Source organism: Streptomyces sp. NBC_01508 (genome assembly GCF_045040315.1).
Taxonomy (GTDB): Bacteria; Actinomycetota; Actinomycetes; order Streptomycetales; family Streptomycetaceae; genus Streptomyces.
In genome coordinates this window covers 6,204,638-6,230,201 of record NZ_CP109419.1, presented here as the reverse complement: position 1 = coordinate 6,230,201, position 25,564 = coordinate 6,204,638, and the positions used below count along the sequence as shown (strand labels likewise).

At 72.1% G+C, this 25,564-nt stretch carries 24 protein-coding genes and 1 riboswitch; of the genes, 15 read left to right on the top strand and 9 right to left on the bottom strand.

Features of this window, described 5'->3' with window-relative positions; translation table 11 throughout:
* Positions 1 to 41: 41 nt before the first annotated feature.
* The 4 genes from OG700_RS28880 to OG700_RS28865 form a co-directional block, all read right to left on the bottom strand.
* Complete coding sequence (locus tag OG700_RS28880) at positions 42 to 1,292, bottom strand: bifunctional RNase H/acid phosphatase (protein WP_405618586.1); 1,251 nt, start codon at positions 1,290 to 1,292, stop codon at positions 42 to 44.
* Positions 1,293 to 2,036 (bottom strand): zinc ribbon domain-containing protein, encoded by a 744-nt coding sequence (locus OG700_RS28875; protein ID WP_405622050.1) that lies wholly within the window; start codon positions 2,034 to 2,036, stop codon positions 1,293 to 1,295.
* Positions 2,033 to 2,869, bottom strand: a complete 837-nt coding sequence (locus OG700_RS28870) for a Nif3-like dinuclear metal center hexameric protein (RefSeq protein WP_405618584.1) — start codon at positions 2,867 to 2,869, stop codon at positions 2,033 to 2,035. Before OG700_RS28870 ends, OG700_RS28875 begins: the two co-directional genes overlap by 4 nt.
* A 69-nt stretch (positions 2,870 to 2,938) precedes the next feature.
* Positions 2,939 to 3,973: an ABC transporter substrate-binding protein gene (locus tag OG700_RS28865; protein ID WP_405618581.1), complete on the bottom strand. Its 1,035-nt coding sequence runs from the start codon at positions 3,971 to 3,973 to the stop codon at positions 2,939 to 2,941.
* A 251-nt stretch (positions 3,974 to 4,224) separates the two neighbouring features.
* Here OG700_RS28865 and OG700_RS28860 point away from each other — a divergent pair, with 251 nt between their 5' ends.
* The 3 genes from OG700_RS28860 (at position 4,225) to OG700_RS28850 (ending at position 6,313) form a co-directional block, all read left to right on the top strand.
* Entirely contained in the window at positions 4,225 to 5,478 is a 1,254-nt protein-coding gene (locus tag OG700_RS28860; protein ID WP_405618579.1) for a helix-turn-helix domain-containing protein, read from the top strand.
* Between the two features lie 272 nt (positions 5,479 to 5,750).
* Positions 5,751 to 5,996 (top strand): hypothetical protein, encoded by a 246-nt coding sequence (locus tag OG700_RS28855; RefSeq protein WP_405618577.1) that lies wholly within the window; start codon positions 5,751 to 5,753, stop codon positions 5,994 to 5,996.
* Positions 5,993 to 6,313, top strand: coding sequence for a hypothetical protein (locus OG700_RS28850; RefSeq protein ID WP_405618575.1), 321 nt, complete (start codon positions 5,993 to 5,995; stop codon positions 6,311 to 6,313). Before OG700_RS28855 ends, OG700_RS28850 begins: the two co-directional genes overlap by 4 nt.
* Here the strand turns inward: OG700_RS28850 and OG700_RS28845 are convergent.
* A complete protein-coding gene (locus OG700_RS28845) occupies positions 6,286 to 6,996 on the bottom strand; it encodes a hypothetical protein (RefSeq protein WP_405618572.1) in 711 nt (236 codons plus the stop codon). The two genes, OG700_RS28850 and OG700_RS28845, sit on opposite strands and share 28 nt — an antisense overlap.
* A 252-nt stretch (positions 6,997 to 7,248) precedes the next feature.
* Here OG700_RS28845 and OG700_RS28840 point away from each other — a divergent pair, with 252 nt between their 5' ends.
* The 5 genes from OG700_RS28840 to OG700_RS28820 all read left to right on the top strand — a co-directional run bounded on the left by OG700_RS28840 (position 7,249) and on the right by OG700_RS28820 (position 12,460).
* Entirely contained in the window at positions 7,249 to 8,508 is a 1,260-nt protein-coding gene (locus OG700_RS28840) for a hypothetical protein (RefSeq protein WP_405618569.1), read from the top strand.
* 445 nt (positions 8,509 to 8,953) lie between these two features.
* Positions 8,954 to 9,871 carry an ABC transporter ATP-binding protein gene (locus OG700_RS28835; RefSeq protein WP_405618567.1) on the top strand — a complete coding sequence of 306 codons (918 nt, stop codon included), beginning with the start codon at positions 8,954 to 8,956 and terminating at the stop codon, positions 9,869 to 9,871.
* Positions 9,871 to 10,596 (top strand): ABC transporter permease, encoded by a 726-nt coding sequence (locus OG700_RS28830; RefSeq protein WP_405618564.1) that lies wholly within the window; start codon positions 9,871 to 9,873, stop codon positions 10,594 to 10,596. Before OG700_RS28835 ends, OG700_RS28830 begins: the two co-directional genes overlap by 1 nt.
* Positions 10,593 to 11,858 (top strand): sensor histidine kinase, encoded by a 1,266-nt coding sequence (locus OG700_RS28825; protein WP_405618561.1) that lies wholly within the window; start codon positions 10,593 to 10,595, stop codon positions 11,856 to 11,858. Before OG700_RS28830 ends, OG700_RS28825 begins: the two co-directional genes overlap by 4 nt.
* Complete coding sequence (locus tag OG700_RS28820; RefSeq protein WP_405618559.1) at positions 11,855 to 12,460, top strand: response regulator; 606 nt, start codon at positions 11,855 to 11,857, stop codon at positions 12,458 to 12,460. The genes OG700_RS28825 and OG700_RS28820 overlap by 4 nt, the downstream gene beginning before the upstream one ends.
* A 76-nt stretch (positions 12,461 to 12,536) precedes the next feature.
* On the opposite strand, the gene OG700_RS28815 is transcribed toward OG700_RS28820, so the two are convergent.
* The gene (locus OG700_RS28815) at positions 12,537 to 14,024 is read right to left on the bottom strand and encodes an MFS transporter (RefSeq protein ID WP_405618556.1); all 1,488 of its coding nucleotides are present in this window, start codon (positions 14,022 to 14,024) and stop codon (positions 12,537 to 12,539) included.
* A gap of 201 nt (positions 14,025 to 14,225) precedes the next feature.
* Between OG700_RS28815 and OG700_RS28810 the strand changes: the two genes are divergently transcribed.
* The 5 genes from OG700_RS28810 (at position 14,226) to OG700_RS28790 (ending at position 19,454) form a co-directional block, all read left to right on the top strand.
* Complete coding sequence (locus OG700_RS28810; RefSeq protein WP_405618554.1) at positions 14,226 to 15,992, top strand: MFS transporter; 1,767 nt, start codon at positions 14,226 to 14,228, stop codon at positions 15,990 to 15,992.
* Positions 15,993 to 16,200: 208 nt separating this feature from the next.
* Positions 16,201 to 16,788, top strand: coding sequence for a class I SAM-dependent methyltransferase (locus tag OG700_RS28805; protein WP_405622048.1), 588 nt, complete (start codon positions 16,201 to 16,203; stop codon positions 16,786 to 16,788).
* Between the two features lie 31 nt (positions 16,789 to 16,819).
* Positions 16,820 to 17,818: an N-acetylmuramoyl-L-alanine amidase gene (locus tag OG700_RS28800; RefSeq protein ID WP_405618552.1), complete on the top strand. Its 999-nt coding sequence runs from the start codon at positions 16,820 to 16,822 to the stop codon at positions 17,816 to 17,818.
* Between the two features lie 353 nt (positions 17,819 to 18,171).
* Entirely contained in the window at positions 18,172 to 19,020 is an 849-nt protein-coding gene (locus tag OG700_RS28795) for a hypothetical protein (RefSeq protein WP_405618550.1), read from the top strand.
* Positions 19,021 to 19,160: 140 nt separating this feature from the next.
* The gene (locus OG700_RS28790) at positions 19,161 to 19,454 is read left to right on the top strand and encodes a hypothetical protein (protein WP_405618547.1); all 294 of its coding nucleotides are present in this window, start codon (positions 19,161 to 19,163) and stop codon (positions 19,452 to 19,454) included.
* Between the two features lie 48 nt (positions 19,455 to 19,502).
* Here OG700_RS28790 and OG700_RS28785 read toward each other — a convergent pair whose 3' ends face one another.
* The 3 genes from OG700_RS28785 to OG700_RS28775 form a co-directional block, all read right to left on the bottom strand.
* Positions 19,503 to 20,591, bottom strand: a complete 1,089-nt coding sequence (locus OG700_RS28785; protein WP_405622046.1) for a prenyltransferase — start codon at positions 20,589 to 20,591, stop codon at positions 19,503 to 19,505.
* A gap of 2 nt (positions 20,592 to 20,593) precedes the next feature.
* Positions 20,594 to 21,328 (bottom strand): methyltransferase domain-containing protein, encoded by a 735-nt coding sequence (locus tag OG700_RS28780; RefSeq protein WP_405618545.1) that lies wholly within the window; start codon positions 21,326 to 21,328, stop codon positions 20,594 to 20,596.
* Between the two features lie 124 nt (positions 21,329 to 21,452).
* Positions 21,453 to 22,784, bottom strand: a complete 1,332-nt coding sequence (locus OG700_RS28775) for a glycosyltransferase family 4 protein (RefSeq protein WP_405618543.1) — start codon at positions 22,782 to 22,784, stop codon at positions 21,453 to 21,455.
* A 397-nt stretch (positions 22,785 to 23,181) separates the two neighbouring features.
* A riboswitch (cobalamin riboswitch) is annotated at positions 23,182 to 23,254 on the top strand.
* Positions 23,255 to 23,403: 149 nt separating this feature from the next.
* On the opposite strand from OG700_RS28775, the gene OG700_RS28770 reads away from it, so the two are divergent.
* Positions 23,404 to 24,717, top strand: a complete 1,314-nt coding sequence (locus OG700_RS28770) for a prenyltransferase/squalene oxidase repeat-containing protein (protein WP_405618540.1) — start codon at positions 23,404 to 23,406, stop codon at positions 24,715 to 24,717.
* Positions 24,714 to 25,463, top strand: coding sequence for an SCO2322 family protein (locus tag OG700_RS28765; RefSeq protein WP_405618538.1), 750 nt, complete (start codon positions 24,714 to 24,716; stop codon positions 25,461 to 25,463). Before OG700_RS28770 ends, OG700_RS28765 begins: the two co-directional genes overlap by 4 nt.
* The last annotated feature ends 101 nt before the right edge of the window (positions 25,464 to 25,564 follow it).

Here is a 25,564-nt window from a genome sequence, read left to right as displayed (position 1 = left end):
GCCACCACTCCCCCCACTCCCGCACACCCCCCCCCGCCCGCTCAGCGCAGATGCGACGTGTCGTTCAGCAGACGCAACGACGCGTTGCCGTCCGCGTAGTAGGCGACCGCCGACAGCGACGCCGCCGACAGCTCCATCCGGAACAGGGACTCGGGCGGCGCGCCCAGTGCCAGTCGGACCAAGGTCTTCACCGGCGTCACATGTGTGACGACCAGCACCGTGCGGCCCGGGTGCCTGGCCAGCAGCGCGTCACGGCTCGCGGCGACCCGCGTCGCGACCGAGGTGAAGCTCTCGCCGCCGCCCGTGGGCGCCACGTCGGGCGAGGCCAGCCAGGCGCTGAGATCGTCCGCGTACCGCTCCCTGACCTCGGTGAACGTCAGCCCTTCCCAGGCGCCGAAGTCCGTCTCGCGCAGCCCGTCCTCGATGCCGACCGCCAGGCCGAGCCGGGTGGCGACGGCGTCGGCCGTCTCGCGGCAGCGCCGCAGCGGCGAGGAGACGACGGCCTGGATCGTGCCGCGGGCGGCCAGGGCCGTCGCGACGGCGTCGGCCTGCCGGCGGCCGACCGCCGACAGCTCCGGGTCACTGCCGCCGCTGCCCGAGAAGCGCTTCTCGGGCGTGAGGGCGGTCTCGCCGTGCCGCAGCAGGACGAACGTGGCGGGCGTGCCGAGGTCGGCGGCGCCCCAGCCGGAGGTGGGCGCGGCCTGTTCGGGGACGGCGGCGGACAGCTCGAACGAGGCGGCCAGCGCCGCACGCGCCTTGGCCGCGCCGGCCGCCGCGTCCCCCGGCGGCCCCGCCGGGGCGGGAGCGCCGGCCGACTGCCGGGCACCACGCCGCGCACCCGCGTCCAGCTCCGCCGTGGAAGCGGACGGCTCCCACTGCTTGCCCTTCTTGCCCGCGTCCATCGCCTCGTTGGCGAGCCGGTCGGCGTGCTTGTTCTTCTCGCGGGGGATCCACTCGTAGCGGACCTGCCCCGCCGGCAGGATCCGCGCGGCCTCGGCGGCCAGCGGCTTCATGTCCGGGTGCTTGATCTTCCAGCGGCCCGACATCTGCTCCACGACGAGCTTGGAGTCCATCCGCACATGTACGTCGGCGGCCGGGTCGAGCGCCTTCGCGGCCTTCAGGCCGGCGATCAGCCCCTTGTACTCGGCGACGTTGTTCGTGGCGACGCCGATGTACTCGGCGGCCTCGGCGAGCGTCTCACCGGTCACCGCGTCGATGACGGCGGCGCCGTAACCCGCCGGGCCCGGGTTGCCCCGCGACCCGCCGTCCGCCTCGACGACGAATTTCGGCATCTACAGACCCGATTCGGCGGTACGGACGAGGATACGGCGGCAGTTCTCGCACCGCAGGACGGTGCTGGGGCTCGCCGCCTTGACCTCGTTGACCTCGGTGATGTTCAGCTCCAGCCGGCAGCCCTCGCAGCGGCGCTGGTAGAGGCGGGCCGCGCCGACGCCACCCTGCTGCACGCGCAGCTTCTCGTACAGCTTGAGGAAGTCGGCGGGGATCGTCGCCGAGACGGTCTCGCGCTCCTTGGCCGCCGTCGACTCCTCGGCGGCGAGCTTCTCGGTGGCGGCGTCGCGGCGCGCGAGGGCGTCGTCCGTCTTGGCCTGGACGGAGGAGACGCGTCCGGTCAGCTCGGCGGCACGTTCCTGCGCGGCCTCACGGCGCTCCATGACCTCAAGGACGACGTCCTCCAGGTCACCCTGGCGCTTGGCGAGCGAGACGATCTCGCGCTGAAGGCTCTCCAGATCCTTGGGCGAGGTGACGGCGCCCGAGTCCAGGCGCTGCTGGTCGCGTACGGAGCGCTGGCGAACCTGGTCGACGTCCTGCTCCGCCTTCGTCTGCTCGCGGGCGGTGTCGCTCTCCTCGGTCTGCGAGGCGACCAGCAGGTCGCGCAGCTGTGTGAGGTCCTTGGTCAGCGACTCGATCTCGGCGTGCTCGGGCAGCGACTCGCGCCGGTGGGCGATCTGCTGGAGTCGTGTGTCGAGGGCCTGGACGTCGAGGAGTCGGATCTGGTCGGCGGGTTCGGCGTTCAGTTGGGGGCTCCTGAGGAGTGGTGGGCGGACCAGGGGTCGGTGACCGTCTTCGAGACGTGGACCCGCAGGTCCCAGCCGTGGCGGTCGGAAATCTCGTCGAGCTGGGTGGCCGCCAGTTCGCACCAGGGCCACTCGGTGGCCCAGTGCGCGGCGTCGACCAGCGCCAGCGGTGAGTGCTGGGTGGCCTCGGAGGCCGGGTGGTGGCGCAGGTCGGCGGTGAGGAAGACGTCCACGCCCGCCGCCCGTACCTGGTCGAAGAGGCTGTCGCCGGATCCGCCGCTCACGGCGACGGTGCGCACGAGGGCGTCGGGGTCGCCGGCCACCCGGATGCCCTGCGCGGTGGCGGGCAGCCGGTGCGCGGCACGCGCGGCGAAGTCGCGGAGGGTCGCCGGGCGGTCGAGTTCACAGATCCGGCCCAGACCCCGGCGGCCGGCCGGGTCGGTCGGGTCGGGCACCAGGGGGCGTACGACACGCAGGTCGAGCGCGCCGGCGAGGGCGTCGGAGACACCCGGGTCGGCGCTGTCCGCGTTGGTGTGCGCGACGTGCAGCGCGATGTCGTGCTTGATGAGCGTGTGCACGACGCGGCCCTTGAAGGTGCCGGCGGAGACCGTCGTCGTCCCGCGCAGATAGAGCGGGTGGTGGGTGAGGATCAGATCGGCGCCGAGCCGCAGGGCCTCGTCCACGACGTCCTGGACGGGGTCGACGGCGATCAGCACACGGGTCACCGGGGCGTCGGGATCACCGCAGACGGTGCCGACGGCGTCCCACTGTTCGGCTCGCTCGGGCGGCCAGAGGGCGTCGAACTGGGCGAGGACTTCGGACAGGCGGGGCACGGTGCAAAGGCTACCTGCCGGCCATGGTGCTCCCACCATGGCCGGTGGCACGCATTCGCCCCGCCCGCGTCACTTCGCCAGATACCCGCGCAGGTCGTCCAGCACCAGCTCCGCCGCCGTGACGCCGAGGCCCAGGTACCAGGTCTCGTCCGGTACGTCCTCGGCCTGTCCCGACTCGACGGCCTTGAGGTTCTTCCAGAGCGGGTTGGAACGCGCGGTGTCCCGCTGGGTGGCCTTGGGGTCGCCGTACACGCCGGTGAAGATCCAGTCGGCGTCCGCCTCGTCGATCTTCTCGGGGCTGACCTCGACGGCGAGATCGTTGATCTGCTGGTTCGCGGGCCGCGGCAGGCCGGCGTCGTCGAGGATCGTGCCGATGAAGGACGCCTTGGCGTACAGCCGGATCTTGCCCGGCATGTAGCGCACCATCGAGACGGTCGGCTTGTCGGCGCCGATGTCGGCGGACAGCGCCTTGACCTTCGTGTCGTACGCGCCGAGCGCCTTCTCGGCCGCCGCGCCGCGGTCGAGCGCCGCGGCGTTGAGCCGGAAGTTCTCCTTCCACGTGAAGCCGGGGCGGATGGAGAACACGGTGGGGGCGATGGCCGACAGCTCGTCGTACTTGTCGGCGGCGCGGAGCTGGCTGCCGAGGATGAGGTCGGGCTTGAGGGCCGCGATGGCCTCCAGGTTGAGGCCGTTGATGGTGCCGACGCTCGACGGGCTGCCCGCGCCCTTCTTCAGGTAGGCGGGTATGCCCTCGTCGCCCTCGGTGGGCGCGTAGCCGACCGGTTCGACACCGAGCGAGACGACGTTGTCGAACTCGCCGACGTCGAGCACGATGACCCGCTCCGGCCGCGCCTTCAGGACGGTCTCGCCCATGGCGTGGGTGACGGTACGGGGGAACTCGCCCGGCTTGGCGTCGGTGCCGTAGCCCGCGGTCTTCTTCGCCGCCTCCGCGAAGTCCTCGCCGCCCTGCGCGACGGCCTTCTTGTCCGCGCCGGCGCCGGGGGCCGACTTCTCGTCGGACCCTCCGTCGCTTCCGCAGGCCGCGAGGGAGAGGGCGGCGGCGAGGGCCACGAGTGCGGCGGTGCCGCGGCGTCTGACGGACATCTGCGCTCCAAGCATCTTACTTAGGGGTACCTTACTTACGGTCCACAGGAACGTAGCAGGTCAGGACGGCTACGCGACAACCGCTCCCCCGTCTGCCGACGCCGGGAGCGGCCGGGTCCGCGTCCCGTGCCACCGGCGTCCGTAACGTGGTTCGTCAACTCGCCCGGAGAACGGCGCACATCACCACAGCGGAAGGGCGCTGCGCCCTACCCTGGAAGCGACGAAGCTGCGCAAGGAGAGGCAAAGCCGTGATGTCTCCAGATGCCACCCCTGACCCGTACGCCGATCCGTTGGTCTTCGGCCAGCGCCTTCAGATCCTCCGCACGCGCAGGGGCGTGACCCGTGAACAGCTCGGGGGGTTGCTCGGGCGCACCGGATCGTGGGTCAAGGGTGTGGAGAGCGGACGGCTCAAGACGCCCAAGCTCGCGGTGATTCTGCGGATCGCCGAGATCCTGCGGGTTCGGGAGCTGTCCGAGCTCACCGGGGATGAGAGCGTCCGGATAGATCTGTTCGCCGGCCCGGGACACCCACGGCTTGGCGCCGTCAGGGCGGCCGTCGACGCGTACCCCTTCGCCGCTCCGCAGGCGGAGGCCCCACCCACCGCGCACCTTCGCGCACGGCTCGCCCGTGCGTGGGCGGCACGGCACTCGGCCCCCAATCACCGAGATGTGGTGGGGGCTCTGCTGCCCAACCTCATCCGGGACGCGCAGTTGGGCGTACGACAGGCCGAGCGGGCGGTGGAACGGCGCGCGGCACAGGCCGTGCTGTCCGAGGTCTACTCGCTGGCGCAGTTCTTCGTCGCGTACCAGCCGGACGCGCCCCTGTTGTGGAGGGTCGCCGAACGCGGCCTGGTCGCCGCTCAGGAGTCCGACGATCCGCGCGCCATCGGCGTAGCCGCGTGGCTCGCCGCGCAGGCGCATCGGGACTCGGGTCCCGCGCACTTCGACGCGGCCGACGCGGTGAACCTGGAGACTCTGCGGTACTTGGAACCCCTTTTGCCTGACGCACCGCACACTGTGCTGGCTATCGCGGGAGCGCTCACCTTCGAAGCCGGATACACGGCCGCACGGCGCGGTGAGACGGGTACCGCATGGCGCTACTGGGACCAAGCGCGGGACATGGCAGCGCGTTTGCCGACCGACTACTTCGACCCGGTCACGTCCTTCTCCCGGCCGATCATGGCCGCCCACGCGGTGACCGTCGCTGTCGAGCTTCACGCGGGCGGCGAGTCCGTACGGCAGGCGGCGGCGACCGACGCCGCCACCATTCCGTCCCGCCCTCGCAGGGCGCGGCACCGTATCGAGGTAGCGCGCGGCTATCACCTCGACCGGCAGCCTGACGTCGCACTGGCCACGCTCGACAAGGCGCACGAGGCGGCACCCGAGACGATCAAGTACAACGGCTACGCGAAGCGGATCGTGCTGGAAGAGGCAGAGTCGAAGAGCCCTGAGCGCAGGCGCCGTGCGGCCACTCTCGCCGTGAAGATGGATCTTCTCGCCGCATGAGCGAGGGGGCACAATCCGTGCCCCCATCAGGTCCCTCACGCTCCTAGGGCATGTTTCGAAAGTCCCGCCTGGCCGACGACGCCTGGCACGCGCACTCGCCGCGTTGTCGGAATCATCCAAGTACGTCCAGTACGAGAACGATCCTCCGCCTTGCGATCGCACGCACCAGACGCCGTCGGCCCCGCCCTTCGGGCGGACGGCGCTACTTTCGCAACACGCCCTAGCGTTGATGGCCAGCAGACCCCCGCAGCCGCGCCACGGCGGTTGGGGGCATGGCCAACGCCTCCGCAGGAGCGATCGACGTGTACGACAGCCATCTGGTCCCACGTGACCGTGAGTCACGAACACCCCCGCCTCCCCCGCTCCAACAACCGCTCACCGGGGCCGAGTTGGTGATCGCGCATCGCGGGTTCTTCCGGGAGCGCCAGGTACCGGCGTGGGTACCGAGCACGTACGCCGTGCCGACACCCGGGATCCTGCGGGCCGTTGAGGCCGCCCTGCGTCGGATGTCGGTGTGACCGGCGGGACGTTCAGCCAATACCACCAACTGGCCGCGCTGCGAGCCGTCGGCGAACAGGCGCTCACGGACTGCGTGAACCACTCGCAGGGGTGCCCGCACTGCCGCACACCCGGAGTGATCTGTCTGACGGCCGAGAACATCCGCGCCGCCTGGCTGGATTCCAAGCGCGCCGCCGACGCCTTCGCGTGGACCGGCTTCCTCTCCCACACGCAGAAGTGCGCCGTCTGCCGGGCCACCGACAGGCTCTGCGGGATCGCCACCGAGTGGAAGGAGACCGTCCGCGTTACTCAGAAGGCGGTGGAGGCGGACGGATGAACGACCGACTCGCGGCGATCGCGGCCGGGTTCCGTGTGTTCGGCGTCGCCGTCTTCTGTGGCGCGATCGCCGCCCTGGTCGGCAGCGGTCGCCTCTGATCCCGCACCCAGACCCTGTCGCACACCGAGGGCCACCGCCTGCGCGTGGCAGTGTGCCAGCGCCGCCGTCACCTCCGGCCGGTCCGGGCCCGCGTCGTTCGCCAGTAGTTCGCCGGCCGTCGTCATGGCTGCCCAGAAGTCGGGCGGCGAGCCCCGCCCGTCCCGGAACCGGGTCTTGGCGAAGTACAGGAAGATCTTCCTGAGCTCCCCGCCGCGAAACCACCCGAGCAGGCTGCCGGGCCAGCCGCCGCGGGCACCGGCGGCGGTGCCCAGCAGGTCGCGGATACGCTCACCGCGCTCGTCAAGTACTCGGTCCACGACGAACATGTGCCCCCAGCGGAGGACGTCGGCGACGAGTTCTTCCTCTCCCACCGCGAACTCCACGAAGATCGGCTGGAGTTCGCGCAGCCGGGCTTCGGCTTCCGGCCGGGGTATGCCCAGGGCAGAGCACACGGCCAACGCGCAGACACCCCACTCGCCCGTCCGCGCGGCCAGCTCGGCGAAGACCTCCTCCTCGCTCCGCCCCGCGGCAAGCATCTCCTGGGCCGCCAGGGCCGGCGCATCCTCGTCCGCCCCACTGTTCATGGCGCGAGGTTACTCGGCCCGGTGGCGAGTGGTCCGGGGCGGCTCCTGCGGCACGCGCTCACCCCTGGCGGCCGGCGGCCAGAGGGTCACCCCGGGTGGCCCGCTCACGGGTACGCGCCCCGCCTCCGAGCACAACCACCCCCTCTCCCACAGCCGAACCCTCGACCGGCCACCCGTACGTGTGAAGCGAGTGGTCACGTGTTGTTCGGCAGCGAGTGCGAACCTAGCGTCGTCGCCGGAGGTGACGGAGCGATGACAGTCTGTGTCATTGACGGCGTGCAGAGCGTGCAGGGTGTCGCGGCGGACGGAGACGTCCCGCGGGCGGGGCTCGCGATCGCGGCGGACGGTTCGTACGCGGCCCGGCTGACTCTCGGTAACGGCCCTTTCGACGGCGCCGCGTGGTTCCCCGAGCGGTGGACGCTCGACGGGCCCGAGCCGTACGCGGTGCCGCTCCCCCTCAATCAGCCCGAGGAGCCCGGCACCGACGTGCTGCCGCTGGCCGACGGGCGGGTGCTGATCCATCGGCGGGTGGCGGAGCGGCAGGCGTTCTCGCTGCTGTATCCGACCGGGCCGGGGACGGGTGAGCTGCCGCTGGGGGCGGTCGAGTGCCCGGAGTTGACTCTCCTGCCGCCGTCGCCGGACGGCACGAGCGCCTACGCGCTGGCGCCCGGCGACGGCGGCACGACCGTCTGGCTGGTGGCGGGCGGCGCCTTCGGGCCGGAGCCGGTCGCGACCGTGCGCGGGCGCTGTACGGGCGGCGTCTGGCTGGACCGTACGGGGCGGCTGCTCACCGTCGACCGTGAACTGGACGGTGTGGTCAAGGCGGTCGCCGTCGATCTGGAACGGGGCGGCGAGGTCAGCCCGTTGCTCCAGATCGCGGAGGGCAGCAACGACCGGCTGCTGCTGGCCGACGCCGACAGCGGTCTGCTGCTGATCCGTTCGGACGCGCCCGGCCGCGACCTGCTGGGCTGGGGCGTGTTGGGCAGCGCGCGGCCGGTGCGCTTCCCGGAGTGCCTGCGGCCGGCCGGCCGCGTGGTCACGCCTTTCGCCGTGCAGCCGGGGCAGGTTCTGATGCCGGAGAGCTGCGCGGTCGCACTGCGGATCGACGGACCGGACGGTACGCGGGTGGGGACATGGCGGCCGTCGGTGCGACAGCTCCGGGAACAGGCTCCGCCCGAGGGCTGGTTGACGGGGACGGGGCTCTGGTCCAGGGACGGCGTGCTCCAACTGCCCTACGCCACCGGCACGATGCCGTGCGGCGTGGCCCGGCTGGGGGTGCCGCGCGAAGCCCCCCGCGACGTACCGATGGACACCTGGCACGGCGCGGCGCAGAACCTACGGCCCGAACAGAACCTACGGCCCGAGCAGAACGTACGGCCCGAATTGACCACACAACCCGCACAAGTGGAAGCCGCAGGTGGGAATGGGTCCCCACGTCGGCCAACTCACCTGGTCCGCAAGCCGGTTCCGTTGCAGCAGGCCCCTCTCACCGGGCGTACGGCCCCCGGATAGGGCTGGTTAGTATCTTGGCTCGGGTCCGGCCGGTAAGAACGGGGACGGCCGGTTCCGTGTGCCAGAGAACAGCCACAGCAGCGATGCTGCGATTTATCGGAGTGACTTCCCACATGTCTGAAAGCCGAACAGACACGGCCCAGGACCGTCCGCATCAGGCGGCCGGCGACCGGGACGAAACCGGCCACGGAAAACATCGGGGCGGGGCCGCCGCGACGGACGACTCGCAGTCGTCCGCACATGGCCGCCACCGCCGTCCCGGGAGCAGCATCGAGACGCTCTGAGTCTCGCCCTCAGCCACCGGACGGGGCGAACAGCCCCGTCCGGGGCCGGGGCAGGACATTTGTCCCGGCCGGGTCCGTACATGCGCATCTGCCGAGGCCCGGCCACTCTGCGTAGCGTCGTCGGCATGACACAGCCAACGGCAACGGCAACACCAGCAGCAATGACGGCGACCACGCCGCCCGCACCCGCGGTGAGCGTCGAAGGAGCCGTCAAGTCCTTCGGCACCGTACGCGCGGTGGCCGGCGTCGATCTGCGCATCGCACGCGGCGAGACCATCGCCCTCCTCGGACGCAACGGCGCCGGCAAGTCCACCACGATCAGCCTGCTGCTCGGCCTCGACGAGCCCGACAGCGGACGCGTCCGTCTCTTCGGCGACACCCCCGAGCGCGCCGTGCTCTCGGGGCGGGTCGGCGCGATGCTCCAGGAGGGCGGGCCGATCCGCCGTACGAAGGTGCGCGAGCTGGTGTCGTTCGTCGCGAGCACCTACCCGCACCCGCTGCCCGTCGCCGAAGCCCTGGACCTCGCCGGGCTCACCGAACTCGCCGGGCGCCGCGTCGACAAGCTCTCCGGCGGCCAGTGGCAGCGCGTCCGCTTCGCGATCGCCCTCGCCGGCAGCCCCGAGCTGATCGTCCTCGACGAGCCGACGGCGGCACTCGACGTGGCGGCCAGGCGCGCGTTCTGGACATCCATGCGCGCCTACGCCCGCCGGGGCAACACCGTCCTGTTCTCCACGCACCACATGGACGAGGCGGACGACAACGCCGACCGGATCGTCGTCATCGACCGCGGCCGGATCGTCGCCGACGGCAGCGGCGGGCGCATCAAGCGCGCGGTCGGCGGCCATCTCGTCGCCTTCGACCTCGCGGGGCGCGGCACGGAAGGGCTCGGCACGCTGCCCGGAGTCGTCTCGGTGGAGGTACGGGGAGACAGGGCCCGGCTGCGTACGGACAACTCCGACGCGACCGTCATGGCGCTGTTCGGCCTCGGCAGGGTCAAGAACCTGGAGGTCGCCCACGCCACGCTGGAGGACGCCTTCCTCACGCTCACCGCCGCACAGGACGCGAAGGAGACGGTGTGATGCCCGACTACGTCACGCTCGAAGTACGGCGCACACTGCGCGACCCGGGCTTCGTGATCTTCAGCGCCGGGATGCCCGTGCTGATGTATCTGCTGTTCACCAACCTCGGCCCGGCGGGCGACGACACAGACGCCTGGAAGACGACCGCCATGGTCGGCATGGCCGCCTACGGCGCGCTCGGCGCCGCCGTCAGCGTCGGCACCGGCATCGCCGACGACCGTTCGCTCGGCTGGCTGCGCCAGTTGCGCATCACCCCCATGCGGCCCCGTCAGGTCGTACTCGGCCGCGCGGTCACCAGCTCGGTGACCGTCCTGCCCGCGATCCTGGCGGTCCTGACGGCCGGTGCCGTGACCAACGGTGTACGGCTCGACGCGTGGCAGTGGGCCGTGCTGGTGCTGCTGCTGTGGGCGGGCACGCTGCCGTTCACGCTGTTCGGGATCGGCAACGGCTACCGGCTCTCCGCGCAGACCGCCGGAGTGATCAACATGGCCGCCCTGATGGGGCTGGCCGTGCTCGGCGGGCTCTGGTTCCCGATCGAGGCGTTCCCCGGCTGGCTGCGGAGCGTCGCCGCGTACACACCCGCCCACAGCTTCGCCGAACTCGGCTGGGCCACCACCGCCGGCCACGCCCCGGGTATGGCGGCGGTCGCGGTACTCCTCGGCTGGCTGGCCGTGTTCGGTTCGTACGCTGTGACGTCCTACCGCAAGTCTGCGAGGACGGTATGACCGGCAAAGGAATCAAAGGAATCAAAGGGACCAAGGCAAATAGAGCGACCAAGGGGCGGCGCGGGCAGCTGCCGGGGCCGCCCTCCGGCTACGCCCTGCTGCCGTGGCTGCTGCTGGGCCTCGGCTCCTTCTCCAACCTCGTCCAGGGCGAGACCCCCAACCCCTGGTTCGGCGCCATCGGTCTGCTGGTCTTCAACTCCCTCTACATCAACGTGGTGTTCCGCGCCTTCCACCCGGTCTCGCGGCACAGCCGGGGCACCTGGTGGGCGCTGGCCGGGCTGGCCGCGACGACGTTCGGTCTCGGCGGCACCTACGGCGGGAGCTGGCTGCTGTTCTTCCCGCTCTTCGGACTCGCCTGCGGCACCGTGCTGCGCGGCCGGAACCTCGTCCTGGTCGGTGCGCCGCTGACGGCGACGGTCGCGGTCATCGCGGCGCTCCACGACGGCTGGGGCGCGATCACCATCGCGTACGGCACGGTCATCTCGATGTCGGTCACCGCGGCGATCCTCGCGCTGTCCGAGACGGTCGTCCAACTGCGCGCCACCCGGCAGGAGTTGGCGCGTTCCGCGGTCGAGGAGGAGCGGCTGCGCTTCTCGCGTGACCTGCACGATCTGCTCGGCCACACCCTGTCCGTGATCGTGGTGAAGTCGGAGGCCGCGCGCAGGCTCGCGCCGCGCGACATGGACGCGGCGCTGGCGCAGGTCACCGACATCGAGTCCGTCGGCCGGCAGGCGCTGACCGAGATCCGCGAGGCCGTCACGGGCTACCGCGACGGCAGCCTGTCGACCGAGCTGGACCGGGCGCGCTCCGCGCTGACCGCCGCCGGGATCGAGCCCCTCGTACGGCAGTCGGGGCCGCCGCTGGGGCCGCGTACGGAGGCGCTGCTCGGCTGGGTCGTCCGGGAGGCCGTCACCAACGCCGTACGCCACAGCGGGGCGACGCGGTGCGAGATCACGGTGGACGGCGCGCCGGAACAGGTCCGGCTGGTGATCACGGACGACGGTCGCGGCGTACGCTCTGGACCGGCCGAGGACGTGGGTGGGGGGACGAGCGGCGGTACGGGGCTGAGGGGCCTCACCGAGCGGCTGGCCGTGGCGGGCGGTTCACTCGAAGCGGGCTCGGCGGGCTCGGCGGGACGCGGCTTCCGGGTGACCGCCGTACTCCCGGTGGATCCCGCGACGGACGTGCCGACGACAGCGACAGCTTCACCCCAATCACCGACTTCACCGACTTCACCGACGGAATCGGAGCGACCGGCATGATCAGAGTCCTTCTCGCCGAGGACCAGGGCATGATGCGCGGCGCCCTCGCACTGCTGCTCGGCATGGAGAGGGACATGGAGGTGGTGGCCCAGGTGGCCACCGGGGACACCATCGTCGCCACCGCCCTCACCGCACGCCCCGACGTGGCGCTGCTCGACATCGAACTCCCCGGCCGCAGCGGTCTCGACGCCGCCGCCGACCTGCGCGAGGAGGTCCCCGACTGCCGGGTGCTGATCCTCACCACCTTCGGACGGCCCGGCTATCTGCGCCGGGCCATGGAGGCGGGGGCCGCCGGCTTCCTGGTCAAGGACGGGCCGGTGGAGGAGCTGGCCGAGGCGATCCGGCGGGTGCTCGCGGGCGAGACCGTGATCGATCCGGCCCTGGCCGCCGCCGCGCTGAGCGCGGGGCCGAGCCCCCTGACGGCGCGCGAACGGGACGCGCTGAACGCCGCCGTGGACGGGGCGACCGTCGCCGACATCGCGGCGAAGCTGCATCTGTCCGAGTCGACCGTACGGAACTACCTCTCGTCGGCGATCGGCAAGACGCACACCCGTAACCGCATGGAGGCCGTACGGGCGGCCCGCCGGCAGGGCTGGCTCTGAGGCGCGCGCCAGGCACGTGCGCCGGACGGGTGCGCCCGACGCGTGCGCCGGACGGGTGCACCGGGCGCGTGCGCCGTTACGTGTCCGAGTGCCGCGGCAGCCAGAAGAACATCAGCACCGCCGCCGCGAGCAGCAGCCCCGCCCCGGTCAGGAAGGCCAGCGCGTACCCCTCGGTGAGCGCCACGGGATCGGTCCCGTGGGACGTGCGCGCCGCCGCGACCGTCGAGAGGACCGCGAGGCCGATGGCTCCGCCCATGGTCCGCGAGGTGTTCACGAGGCCGGAGACCAGACCCTCTTCGCCGGGTGCCGCGCTCTCCGTCGCGAGGGCGGCGAGCGGTGTCATGGCCAGTCCGGCGCCGGCCGTCATGAGGATGCCGGGCCCCAGGATCGTCCCGAGGAAGGTGCCGTCGGCGGTCATCATCGACTGCCAGCCGAATCCGGCGGCGCCCACGAGCGCGCCGATGACCGCGACGTGCCGGGCGCCGACGCGCCGCATCAGCAGGGGCGCCAGCTTGGAGCCCAGTACGACACTCAGTGAGCTGGGTATGAGCGCGAGGCCCGCCTGGAGGGGCGTGTAGCCGAGAACGTTCTGGGCGTAGACGGTCAGGAAGAACCACATCCCGAACGACGCCGAACCGGTCACCACCATCCCGGCGTTGGCCGCCGAGACCGCCCGCACCCGGAAGAGTCTCAGTGGCATCAGCGGCGTCCTCGTGCGCGCCTCCACCACCAGGAAGGCCGCGAGCAGCAGCAGTCCTCCGAGCAGCGGCACGAGGGTCGCCGCGGCTCCCCAGCCCGACTGCTCGGTCTGCACGATGCCGTACGCGACGACGGCGAGGCCGCCGGTGACCAGTACGGCGCCCGGCAGGTCCAGCCTGCGCCGCGCCTCCTTCGCCCGGCTCTCCGTCAGCCACAGCACGGCGGCGACCAGCACCAGCGCGCCGGCGGGCACGTTGATCAGCAGCACCCAGCGCCAGGACAGCAGGTCGGTCAGTACGCCGCCGACGAGCCCGCCCGCCGCGCCACCGGCCGCGCCGACCGCCGCCCAGGTGGCTATGGCCCGCGTCCGGGCCGGCCCTGCGGGGACGGCGGCGGTCAGGATGGTGAGTGTCGCGGGAGCCAGTACGGCGGCGCCGAGGCCCTGCACGCCCCGGGCGGCGAGCAGTTGCCAGCCCTCCTGCGCGAGACCGCCGGCCAGGGACGCGGTCGTGAAGACCGCGAGTCCGGCGAGGAACATCCGCTTGCGCCCGAAGATGTCGGCGGCCCGGCCGCCGAGGAGCATGAAACCGGCGAAAGCGATCGTGTAGGCGTTGAGCACCCACTGGAGACCGATGGTGCTGAGGCCGAGGTCGGTGCGCATCGACGGCAGCGCTACGTTCACGACGGAGACGTCGAGGACGACGAGGAACTGCCCGGCGCACGCGGCGAGAACGACGGCCCAGGTGCGGGCCGACCGGGTGGCGGCGGCACCGGGTTCGGCCTTGACGGGTTCGACGTCGGCGGGTTCGTGCTCGCCGGGTTCGGGGGTGGTTTCGCTGTCGGTGACTGCCGGGACGTGGACCATGGCGGTAATAGTCGCAGCGCCGACCCAGCCCCGTACATCGGGAATTCGATGTACGAACACCGGGCGCGCGATGTAGGACAGGTTGTAGGCGGCAGGACGAACCCACGTACCGGGACCGGAATACCGGGCCACCGCCAAGCGTTCTATTCCCGTCCACTCCTACCGCCCCGCCCACCCTTCCCCTGCCCGGAGGCTTCACCTATGCCGCAAGCGACGCCCGACAAGTACTCCGGATCCGGCCCCGTCCCCGGGGCCGTTCCGCGTAAGCGGGGGACCGGCGGCGTCGTCCCTGTGCTCGCCTTCACCGGGATCACCGTCGCCGTCATGCAGACGCTGCTCGTCCCGATCATCAAGGACCTGCCGGCGCTGCTGCGTACGTCGCCCGACAACGCGACATGGGTCATCACGGCGACCCTGCTGGCCGGTGCGGTGTCCACCCCGATCGTGGGGCGGCTCGGCGATCTGTACGGCAAGCGCCGGATGTTGCTCGCGAGTCTCGCCGTCATGGTCGTCGGCTCGCTGGTCTGCGCGTTCACCGACAACTTGACGGTGATGATCGCCGGCCGTGCCCTTCAGGGCGTCGCGATGGGCGCGATACCCCTGGGCATCGGCATCATGCGTGACGAGTTGCCGCGCGAGAAGCTCGGTTCGGCGATGGCCCTGATGAGTTCGTCGATCGGGGTCGGTGGTGGGCTCGCCCTGCCCGGTGCCGCGTTGGTCGCCCAGCACGCCGACTGGCACACCCTGTTCTTCGGCGCCGCCGGGCTCGGTGTGCTGTCGATGGTGCTGACGGTCCTGGTGGTGCCGGAGAGTTCGGTGCGGGCCGGTGGCCGGTTCGACTGGTTCGGCGCGCTCGGGCTCTCGGCGGGTCTTGTCGCCCTGCTGCTGCCGATCACGAAGGGCAGCACATGGGGCTGGACGTCGTCCACGACGCTCACTCTGTTCGGGGTGTCCCTCGTCGTTCTCGGACTGTGGGGGTACATGGAGCTGCGCCTCAAGGCCCCGCTCGTCGACCTCCGTACCAGCGCGCGCCGCGAGGTGCTGCTCACCAACCTCGTCGCGATGATGGTCGGCGTCGCGTTCTACGCGGTGTCGCTGATCCTCCCGCAACTGCTTCAGCTCCCCACGTCGACCGGTTACGGCCTCGGCCAGTCGATGGTCGTCGCGGGCCTGTGCGTCGCCCCGCTCGGTCTGACGATGATGCTCGTCGCCCCGCTGTACGCCCGGATCTCGGCGCGGCGCGGCCCCAAGGTGTCGCTGATGATCGGCATGGCAATCATCGCGGTCGGCTACGGCGCCGGGCTGGTCATGATGAGCGCCGCCTGGCAGACCGTCGTCATCTCGGTGATCATGGGCGCGGGCATCGGCCTGGCGTACTCCTCGCTGCCCGCCCTGATCATCGGGGCCGTCGACCCGAAGGAGACCGGCGCGGCCAACGGCCTGAACACGCTGGCGCGTTCGATCGGTACGTCCGTGTCCAGCGCCGTCATCGGGATGGTGCTGGCGCGTACGGCGATCGGTACGGGTCCCACGGCGGTGCCCAGCCTGCACGGCTTCCGCATCTCGTTCGGGATCGCCACCGTCGCCGTGCTCGGCGGTCTGGTGCTGGCGGCGTTCCTGCCGGCCCACCGGGCGTCGGCCCGGACCGAGTTGCTGGCGAGCAGCGAGGGCGACGCGGCCCTTTCCGGCGGCGTTCGGGGTTTCCACGGCCGGGTGCTCGCCGCCGACGGCACCCCCGTCGCACGGGCGAACGTCACGCTGATCGACCCGCGCGGCCGTCAGGCGGGCCTCACCACGGCGGACGGCGAGGGCCGGTACGCGCTGGCGGCGCCGGCCGCCGGAGGGTACGTCCTGGCGGGCTCGGCCACGGGCTACGCACCGCACGCCCACCCGGCGACGTATCTCGGTGGGGCGCTGTCGGTGGATGTCGATCTCGTGCTGGCTCCCCGGGCGGCGGTCCGCTCGTAGGACGGCGTACGGCAGCATGGGCGACCGCAGCATGGGCGACCGCAGCCGCGTGAGCACACGCGACACCACGCAGGAGGAACAACAGATGACCGCCGGGACCACCCCGTCCCTTTCCCTCTCCTCTTCCCTCTCTTCTTCCCTCTCTTCTTCCCTCTCCCCTTCTCCCTCCCCCGACGTCCTCGCCGCCTTCGAGCGCGCCAAGGGCTTCATGCCGGCCGGCGAGGGCCTTGCCCTGTACGCCGCCGCCACCGAGGCCGCCGCCCTCGGGCTGCCGCTGCTGGAAGTCGGCACGTACTGCGGCCGTTCCACGATCCTGCTCGCCGACGCCGCCCGCGCCGCCGGTGTCACCGCGCTCACCGTCGACCACCACCGCGGCAGCGAGGAGCAGCAGCCCGGCTGGGAGTACCACGACCCGGCGGTGGTGGACCCCGAGGCCGGCCGTATGGACACGCTGCCGTCCTTCCGCCGCACGCTCCACGCGGCCGGTCTGGAGGACCATGTCGTGGCGATCGTGGGCCGCTCGCCGCAGGTGGCCGCCGTCTGGGGCGGCCCGCTGGGCCTGGTGTTCATCGACGGCGGCCACACCGACGCGCACGCGAACGGCGACTACGAGGGCTGGGCCCCGCATCTCGCCGAGGGCGGGCTGCTGGTCGTGCACGATGTGTTCCCCGACCCGGCGGACGGCGGCCAGGCCCCGTACCGGGTGTGGTTGCGCGCGCTGGCGTCCGGCGCGTTCGCGGAGGTCTCGGCGTACGAGTCGCTGCGTGTCCTGCGACGTACCGGCGCAGGAACCTGACGCTCCGGCCTTCACGCACTAGCATCGCCGGGTGTCGTACGACGAGAGCCAGCCCTCTGCCCGCCGCCGCCGGACCTCGCGGCGCACGTTCACCATCGCCCTCGCCGCGCTCGTGCCGGGCGCCTTCGCCGGGTGGCTGATCTGGCAGGCCACCGGCGGGGCCGACGGCGGGGCCGCCCCCGCCGGGCTCCCCGCGCCGGGCGCGAGTACGTCCGCCGCCGCCCCGGCCGAGCGGCCGGGGTCGTCCGGGCCCGAGCCGAGGCCGTCGCTCCCGAAGTCACCGTCGAAGACCCCGTCGAAGTCCGCGTCCGGCGACGACGCCGCTCCGGGGGACGCGCGGCCCGCTCCCGGAGACGGGCCGCTCGCGGGGCGGACCGTCGTCATCGACCCCGGGCACAATCCGGGCAACTTCAAGCACACGGCCGAGATCAACAAACTCGTGGACATCGGAACCAACCGCAAGGAATGCGACACCACGGGCACTGCGGGCAACTCCGGTTACACCGAGGCCGAATTCACCGCCGATGTTTCACAGCGCCTCCGCACTCTCCTCCGCAAAGAGGGCGCGACGGTGAAACTCACACACGAGAACGACCGCGCGTGGGGACCGTGTGTGGACGAGCGCGCGGAAATCGGCAACAAGGCCAAGGCCGATGCCGTGATCTCCATCCACGCGGACGGCTCGGCCGTCGGCAACCGCGGCTTCCATGTCATCCTCCCCGCCCTGGTGAAGTCGGGCGGAGCCGACACCACGAAGATCGTGGGTCCCTCGCGCGAACTCGGTGAACGCGTCGCGGGCAATTTCGTACGCACGACCGGAAGCGCTCCGTCCAATTACCTCGGCGGGGGCACGGGACTTGATGTGCGCGACGACCTCGGCGGGCTGAATCTGTCGACCGTGCCGAAGGTGTTCGTCGAGTGCGGCAACATGCGTGACGCGAAGGACATCGCCCTGCTGACGAGCGCCGACTGGCGCCAGAAGGCGGCGCAGGGAATGGCGGACGGCATCAGTAGTTTCCTGAACCGATAGCCGTACGGCGGGAACAACGGTCGCAAGCGCGTACACGAGCGCGGACACGAGCGCGGACAAAACTCGGGGGAACGCGGGAGAACGCCGGGGAACACCGTCCGAACTGCCGGAAACGGCAACGGATTCACAACGAAAAGACGGGGATCGATTCTTCGGCGCGCACTCCCGCAACCGTTGGAGGGCCCGCCGTGGTCCTCTCCTGAGGTGGCCCGGAACCAAGGAGACGCCCCGCTCGGGCAGACGCTAGATTTATCCGTACGATAGGGAGCCGCCCCCGAGCTTCGCACTCCGCACCGTCGCCCTCGCGCCGGTGGCGACCGCCCCGACGAGACGATCTACGAAGGACTCTTCACGTGAACATCCGCTCCCTCACACGAGGCGATGGCGTGGTGATCGGAGCAGCGGTGGTGCTGTTCATCGCCTCGTTCCTCGGCCTGTCCAGCATCGACTGCCCGCAAGGTGTCGACTGTTCGGGCTTCGACAGCCCGAACGCCTGGGACGTGCTCGGCCTGGTGATGAGCATGTTCATCACCGGCATCATCGGTGCCGCGCTGATCGTCGTCGGACGTGGCATGCCGGGCCGCAAGGTGGCCGGGCTCGACATCGGCCAGTTCGGTGTCGCCCTGACCGTCTTCGCCCTGTGGACCGCGTTCTGGAACATCATCGACGCGGACAACGCGGGCGCCGGCATGATCCTCGGCCTGCTCTCCGCCATCGTCCTCGCCGCGGGCGCCCTCGCCACCCCGCTCGTCCCCGCCCTCAAGGCGCCCCTCGTCGGCGCCCCGAAGCCGCAGGTCGCGTCGCCGTACGGCCAGCCGGGCCAGCCCGGCCAGGGTTACGGCTACCCGGGCGCCCAGCAGCCGCCGTTCGGTGGCCAGCCGGGTCAGCCCCAGCCCGCGTACGGCGGTGCCCAGCCGGGGCAGCCCGGCCAGCCGGGCCAGCCGGGCCAGCCCGGTCCCGGCCAGCCCTCGCAGGGTGGACAGCCGGGGGGCGCGCCCGCCGGTAACTTCGAGCCGTTCTGGTTCGCCGTGCCGGTGGCCCGTCCCCTGTACGGCGAGGACGGCTCGCCGTCCCCGATCGCCGAACTCGCGCCCGGTACTTGGTACTTGGCGGTCGAGCAGCGCGGTCCCGGTCTGATCGCCCAGACGCAGGACGGCCGTCGTGGCCTGCTCCAGGACACGACCGGCATCCAGCGCGGCTGAGCACCCCGCGCCACTCACCACGCACACCCGCAGCACCGCGGCCTCTCGCCCTCCCGGGCGGGGGGCCGTTGGCGTGTACCAGACACAGCAGGTGGGTCCGGTAGGGGTTTCACCCGCCTCGGAGCGGCAACACGGACGTCATGGCCTCACGTCAACGCAGTGGAAGCAGCGCAGCAGCCACGATCCTCATAGTGATCGCGGATGTCATGGCCTTCATCTTGGGCCTGTGGATTTTGATGTACCTGCTGGACGCCAACCGCGCCAACGACCTGGTGAACTTCGTCCAGGACGCGGCACGCTGGCTGGCCGGCTGGTCCTACGACCTGTTCACCTTCGACGAGGCATGGGCGCGGGTGGTGTGCGGCTACGGTCTCGCGGCCGTGGTGTACCTGTTCGTCGGCCACGGGCTGGCCGGTCGGATCCGCCGGGTCTGACGGACCTGCCGGACCCGCCGGATCCGAACGCGCGGCCGACGTCCGTCCTCAGCCGACCCGTTCGCAGCAGTCCGGGTCGAGTCCGGACGGCAGCCGCTCACCGCTGAAGACCGCCGTGGTCGCCTCGTCCCCCCCGAGCGCGGCCACGGCCAGCAGCAGTGACGCGGCGGTCCAGCTCGTCAACTCCTCGGGCCAGAAGGCAATTTGCCCCTCGAAGACGTAGCCCGTCCAGTACATTCCGCCGTCCGCGCGCAGGTGGCTGATGGACTGGAGTACGTCCAGCGCCCGGTCGGACTCGCCCACCACCCACAGCGCCAGGGCGAGTTCACAGCTCTCGCCGCCGGTCACCCACGGATTGGGCAGCACACAGCGCACCCCCAGCTCCGGTACGACGAAGCGGTCCCAGCCCTCCTCGATCCGGGCCTTCGCCCGCGGTCCGCTCATCGCGCCGCCGAGTACCGGGTAGTACCAGTCCATCGAGTAGCGGCTCTTGTCGAGGAACCGCTCGGGATGCTCCTGGATCGCGTGCGCCAGCGATCCGGCCGCCAACTCCCAGTCGGGCTGGGCCTCTTCGCGTTCCTCGGCGATGGCGAGCGCGCAGCGCAGCGCCTGGTGCACGGACGAACTGCCGGTGAGCAGCGCGTCGTTGACGGGGGTGCCGTCCGCCTCGCGCTTCCAGCCGATCTGCCCGCCGGGCCGCTGGAGTGCCAGGACGAACTCGACGGCGGAGCGCACCACAGGCCACATCCGGTCGAGGAACGCCTCGTCGCCGGTGGCCAGGTAGTGGTGCCAGACGCCAACGGCCGGATACGCGCAGAAGTTGGACTCGCGGCTCAGGTCGGTGGGCCGGGCGGCGTCGCCGTCCGCGTAGGCGGCGTACCAGGACCCGTCCTCGTTCTGGTGCCGGGCCAGCCACTCGTACGCCCGCGCCGCCGCCTCGTGTTCGCCGGACGCGTCGAGCGCCATGGCGGCCTCGGTGTGGTCCCACGGGTCGAGGTGGTGGCCGCGGAACCAGGGGATGGCGCCGTCCGGGCGCTGTACGGCGAGGATGCCCGCGACGGTCTCGTCGGCCTGATCAGCCGTCAGGACGCCGGGCAGGACGAGGTGTTCGGTGCGGTCGGGGCCGCGACCGGGCAAGGTCACTTGCCCTCCGCGGTCGGCAGGTGCGGCTTGGTGGCGTAGGCGACGAAGCTCTTGCCGACGACGGGGTTGAGCAGTTGCTCGGCGAAGCGGGTCGCGAAGGGCTTCTTCATGATGTCCCAGACGAGCAGCTTGTGGTACGCGCGGACGGGCAGCGCCCGGTCGTTGTCCACGCCGAAGGCGCACTTGAGCCACCAGTAGGGCGCGTGCAGGGCGTGCGCGTGATGGGTGCCGTACGGCCGGAGCCCGGCTTCCCGCATCCGGCCGAGTAGTTCGTCGGCCCTGTAGATGCGGATGTGGCCGCCCTCGACCTCGTGGTACGCGTCGGAGAGCGTCCAGCAGACCTTCTCGGGGCCGTACCGGGGCACGGTCACGGCGATCCGGCCGCCGGGCCGCAGGACGCGGACCATCTCGGCGAGTACGCCCTTGTCGTCGGGGATGTGCTCCATGACCTCGGAGATGATCACGACGTCGAAGGACTCGTCGGGGAAGGGGAGGTTGAGCGCGTCGCCCTCCATCGCGGTGGCGGTGGCGCCGGGTGGCGCCTCGCCTTCCTCCTTCATCGCGGCGAACCAGGTGGCGACCTCGCGGATCTCCGCGCCGTTCCGGTCGAGGGCCACGACTTGGGCGCCGCGCCGGTAGCACTCGAAGGCGTGCCGGCCCGCGCCGCACCCCAGATCGAGCACCCGGTCGCCGGCGGCGAGCGGGAAACGGGAGAAGTCCACGGTCAGCACGGGTTCCTGCTTTCGCGGTCGGGGTTCAGAAGGCGAGGGGGGACGGGGTCGGGCCGGGGTGACGGGGGGACGGGGTCGGGCCGCGAACTGCGGACCGCGGGCTACGAGTCGGGGCGAGGCCCCATCAGCGGGCCGCCCCCGCGCGTGCGGCGACGGCCGCGCGGTACAGCTCGACGGTGCCCTCGGCGGCCCGCGCCCAGGTGAACCGGCGCAGCACGCGCTCGCGCCCCGCCGCACCAAGCCGTTCGCGCAACTCCCGGTCACCGAGCAGCCTGTTGAGCGCGCCGGCCAGGGCGTCCGCGTCGCCGGGCGGCACGGCCAGACAGCTCTCGCCGTCGGCGCCCGCCACCTCGGGGATCGCGCCGCCGGTGGTGGCGACCAGCGGGGTGCCGGTGGCCATGGCCTCGGCGGCGGGCAGCGAGAACCCCTCGTACAGCGACGGCACGCACGCGATCTGCGCGCCGCGCACGAGGTCGACCAGCTCGGCGTCGGAGATGCCCTTGACGAACTCGACGGCGCCGCCGAGCCCGTACCGCTCGATGGCCCGGTAGACCGGCCCGTCCTCGGCGCGCCTGCCGACAACGACGAGACGCGCCGCCGGATTGGACGTACGGAGCTTGGCCAGCGCCTCGACCAGGTGGACGAGTCCCTTGAGCGGTACGTCGGCGCTGGAGGTGGTGACGATCCGGCCCGGGATCTCGGGTACGGCGGGGTCCGGCGAGAACAGGCCCGTGTCGGCGCCGATGGGGACGACCCGTATCCGGTCGGGCCGTACCCCGAGGTGGTCGGTGATCTCCTGCTTCGAGCTGCCGGAGACGGTGACCACGGCCGGCAGCCGGCGCGCGACGCGCTCCTGCATGCGGGTGAAGCCGTACCAGCGGCGTACGGAGGCGCGGGCGAGTCTGCTGCCCGCGGCGTCGATCTCCAGGCGCCGGTCGACGGTGATGGGGTGGTGAATGGTGGTGACGAGGGGGGCGCCGAGGTCGCCGAGGAGCCCGTAGCCGAGGGTCTGGTTGTCGTGGACGATGTCGAACTCGCCCCGGCGGGCGGCCAGATGGCGGCGGGCGCGGAGCGAGAAGGTCAGCGGTTCGGGGAAGCCGCCGGTCCACATGGTGGCGACTTCGAGTGCGTCGATCCAGTCGCGGTACTCGCCGCGCTTCGGTGTCCGGAAGGGGTCGGGCTGCCGGTAGAGGTCGAGACTGCCGAGTTCGGTGAGCGGGACGCCGTCGTCGAGTACGGGGTAGGGCTGGGCGCCGATGACCTCGACGCTGTGCCCGAGGCGGGCCAGCTCGCGGGAGAGGTGCCGTACGTAGACGCCCTGGCCGCCGCAGTAGGGGTTGCCCTTGTAGGTGAGGAGCGCGATGCGCAGCGGCCGGTCCGCCGCCGCGGGAGTGCCGGTGGACCGGCCGGTGGACCGGTCCGTGGGGGTACCCGCCTCTACGGCCTCAGCGGTCACTCTCGGCCCTCACTTCTCACTTCACTTTTGCCGGAGCGTAACCGCTCGCGTCAATCCGGAACAAGTTCCCGCCGGGTGGTCGGGACGACACCGCGAGCCTCGAATCTACCGGCAGGTAGCGCGGCCCAGCAGGGCGGGCCGGGTGATTCGCACCACCAACGGACCGTGCCGCGCCGCCGGAGACGGTGCGGCGGCACGGTCGCTGACGGGGCGTCAGTTTCCGGCTGTCCGCCGTCGCCGCACGAGCTGCCGGGAGCCCGCCCCGCGACGGCGGACGCGCCCGGTCCGGGAAGCCGCGCGAGGGGACCGGCGCCCGGGGTGCGACCACCGGCGGCGGCGTCCGGACCGGCCGAAAAGGGGCCGGTAGAGTGAGCGCGTCGTCATCATGCCCGTACGGGGGGAAGCCGGTGCGAATCCGGCGCTGACCCGCAACCGTGAGCCGCCCTCACCGGCGGCGAGTCGGAACACCCCGGACGCGGACGTGACCGGCTCGCGCCACCGGAAACCCCCGGTGGCCGGCACCGTCGAGGCATACGGAGCCGGAGCCCGGTGCCTGCGTGCGCCTGCCCGGTTCCGCGTTCTCGCGTTCCGCGTTACAGCAGGAGAGGCCCCACCCGCCATGAACACCGTTCGCCGCCGCGCGGCGCGCAGCGCCGCCGCGTTCGCCGCAGCCGCCGTCCTGTGCGTGGCCGCCGCCCCCTCCACGGCCACCGCCGCCGCACCGGCCACCGCCGCACCGACCGCCAAGCAGGCGCCGTCCGCGCCGCCGGTCGAGCTGCCCGCCGGGATGTACGGCACCACGGACCCGACCTACGACGGGGTCTGGCGCCAGTCGCTCGCCATGCTGGCGCAGCGCGCCGTGAACGTCATGCCCGCCGACTCCGCCGTCAACTGGCTGCTCGGCCAGCAGTGCGACAGTGGCGCGTTCCCGGCGTACCGCCCCGACGCCACGAAGCCGTGCGACGCGACGACGGTCGTGGACACCAACTCCACGGCCGCCGCCGTGCAGATACTGGCCGCGCTCACCACCTACCCCGACGCGATGAACAACGGGCTGAGCTGGCTCACCTCTGTACAGAACGAGGACGGCGGCTGGGGCTACAACGCGGGCGCTCCCAGCGACGCCAACTCCACGGGCCTGGTGATAGGAGCACTGGCCGCGGGCGGCGCCCCGGTGGGCACCCGGCTGTCGACGGATGGCAGGTCCCCGTACCAGGCGCTGAACAGCTTCGCGATCCCCTGCGACGCGAAGGAGGGCGGCGGCGCGTTCGGGTACCAGCCGGACAAGTCGGGCAAATTGCTCCCCAATGCCGATGCCACGGCCGCCGGTCTGCTCGGCGGGATCGGGAAGCGGATGGTCACGACGGGCGTCGAGCCCGGCCCCGCGCCCGTCTGCCAGGACCTGCACCCGCTCACGCCGGAGCGCGCGGCGCGCAACGGCGCGGCGTATCTGGTGAAGGCGCTCGCCAAGACCGGCCATCTCGACCAGCCGCCGATGCCCGGCGCCGCCGACTCGGCGCCGCTGCCGGACCACGGCAACACGGCGGAAGCCGTGGTCGCGCTGACGACCGCCGGATACGGCAAGCAGGCGGCGGCCTCGATGAAGTGGCTGGAGAAAAACTCGGCCGCGTGGGCGAAGGAGAACGGCCCCGCCGCGTACGCCCAGTTGATCTTCGCCGCGCACACGACGAGCACCGACCCGCGCACGTTCGGCGGCACCGACCTGGTGAAGGCCCTGAACGCGACCGGGCCCGCGCCCAAGTGGATCGGGCCCAAGCCGCTGACGACCGACGAGCAGCAGAAGGTGCTGGCGGAGCAGAAGGAAGAGAAGAGCAGCATGTCCGGGAACCTGTGGACGATCGGGATCGGGCTGTTCGCCGCGCTCGCGATCGGGGCACTGTTCGTGGTGCGGGCGAAGCGGCGCCGGTCGTGAGGCGGGCGCCCGCACGCGCCCGGATACGGGCCGCGACACGGGGCGGGGTACGAGCCGCGACACGGGGCGGGGTACGCGCCCGGCGGGTCCTCCCGCTGGTCGCCGTCCTGCTCGCGTTCACCGGCGCGCTGACGGTGCCGGGCACGGGGACGGCCCACGCGGCCGGCTACCGCTACTGGTCGTTCTGGGAGAGCGACGGCGCGACGTGGACGTACGCCACGCAGGGACCGGCCCTCGCCCGCCCCGCCGACGGCGCGGTCAACGGGTTCCGCTTCGCGGTCAGCGCCGACAGCCAGGACGCGGCGAAGCCCCGCGAGACACCGGACTTCGCGGCCGTCTGCGGGTCCACGCCCGCGAAGGACGGCAGCAAGCGGATCGCGGTGGTCGTCGACCCCGGTACACAGGCGGACGCCCCGGACGGCGAGACGCCGCCGGCGCCGCGCGCCGCGTGCGCGCGGGTGGACCCGGAGGCGACGAGCGCGGACGCCCTCGCGGCGGTGGCGAAGCCCCTGCGCTACAACAGCGAGGCGCTGCTCTGCGGGATCACGGACTACCCGAAGTCGGGGTGCGGCGAACAGATCGCCGACGGACCGACGCCCACGGAGTCCCGCGCCACGGGCGCACTCCAGAAGAAGGACGACGAGGACACCGGCGGCTCCCCGTCGGTGGGCATCCTCGTCGGAGCCGCAGCGGTACTCACCCTGACCACGGCCGCCCTCTGGCAGGCCCGCCGTCGCCGCGCCTGACCGCCCGGCCGGAGACCCCCGGCCGGGCGGGTCGACGGACGACGCCCTGGCGTCGGCCCTCACGACGCCGAGCGTGCCGAACGCGCCGTCCGCCACCGAGG

Bases quoted from the DNA above. Each gene is read 5' to 3' on its own strand.
- OG700_RS28815 (WP_405618556.1), bottom strand. From the start codon at position 14,024: ATGGTCCACGTCCCGGCAGTCACCGACAGCGAAACCACCCCCGAACCC.
- OG700_RS28820 (WP_405618559.1), top strand. From the start codon at position 11,855: ATGATCAGAGTCCTTCTCGCCGAGGACCAGGGCATGATGCGCGGCGCC.
- OG700_RS28845 (WP_405618572.1), bottom strand. From the start codon at position 6,996: ATGAACAGTGGGGCGGACGAGGATGCGCCGGCCCTGGCGGCCCAGGAG.
- OG700_RS28805 (WP_405622048.1), top strand. From the start codon at position 16,201: ATGCCGGCCGGCGAGGGCCTTGCCCTGTACGCCGCCGCCACCGAGGCC.
- OG700_RS28865 (WP_405618581.1), bottom strand. From the start codon at position 3,973: ATGTCCGTCAGACGCCGCGGCACCGCCGCACTCGTGGCCCTCGCCGCC.
- OG700_RS28835 (WP_405618567.1), top strand. From the start codon at position 8,954: ATGACGGCGACCACGCCGCCCGCACCCGCGGTGAGCGTCGAAGGAGCC.
- OG700_RS28855 (WP_405618577.1), top strand. From the start codon at position 5,751: ATGGCCAACGCCTCCGCAGGAGCGATCGACGTGTACGACAGCCATCTG.
- OG700_RS28810 (WP_405618554.1), top strand. From the start codon at position 14,226: ATGCCGCAAGCGACGCCCGACAAGTACTCCGGATCCGGCCCCGTCCCC.
- OG700_RS28830 (WP_405618564.1), top strand. From the start codon at position 9,871: ATGCCCGACTACGTCACGCTCGAAGTACGGCGCACACTGCGCGACCCG.
- OG700_RS28860 (WP_405618579.1), top strand. From the start codon at position 4,225: ATGTCTCCAGATGCCACCCCTGACCCGTACGCCGATCCGTTGGTCTTC.
- OG700_RS28840 (WP_405618569.1), top strand. From the start codon at position 7,249: ATGACAGTCTGTGTCATTGACGGCGTGCAGAGCGTGCAGGGTGTCGCG.
- OG700_RS28825 (WP_405618561.1), top strand. From the start codon at position 10,593: ATGACCGGCAAAGGAATCAAAGGAATCAAAGGGACCAAGGCAAATAGA.
- OG700_RS28880 (WP_405618586.1), bottom strand. From the start codon at position 1,292: ATGCCGAAATTCGTCGTCGAGGCGGACGGCGGGTCGCGGGGCAACCCG.
- OG700_RS28770 (WP_405618540.1), top strand. From the start codon at position 23,404: ATGAACACCGTTCGCCGCCGCGCGGCGCGCAGCGCCGCCGCGTTCGCC.
- OG700_RS28790 (WP_405618547.1), top strand. From the start codon at position 19,161: ATGGCCTCACGTCAACGCAGTGGAAGCAGCGCAGCAGCCACGATCCTC.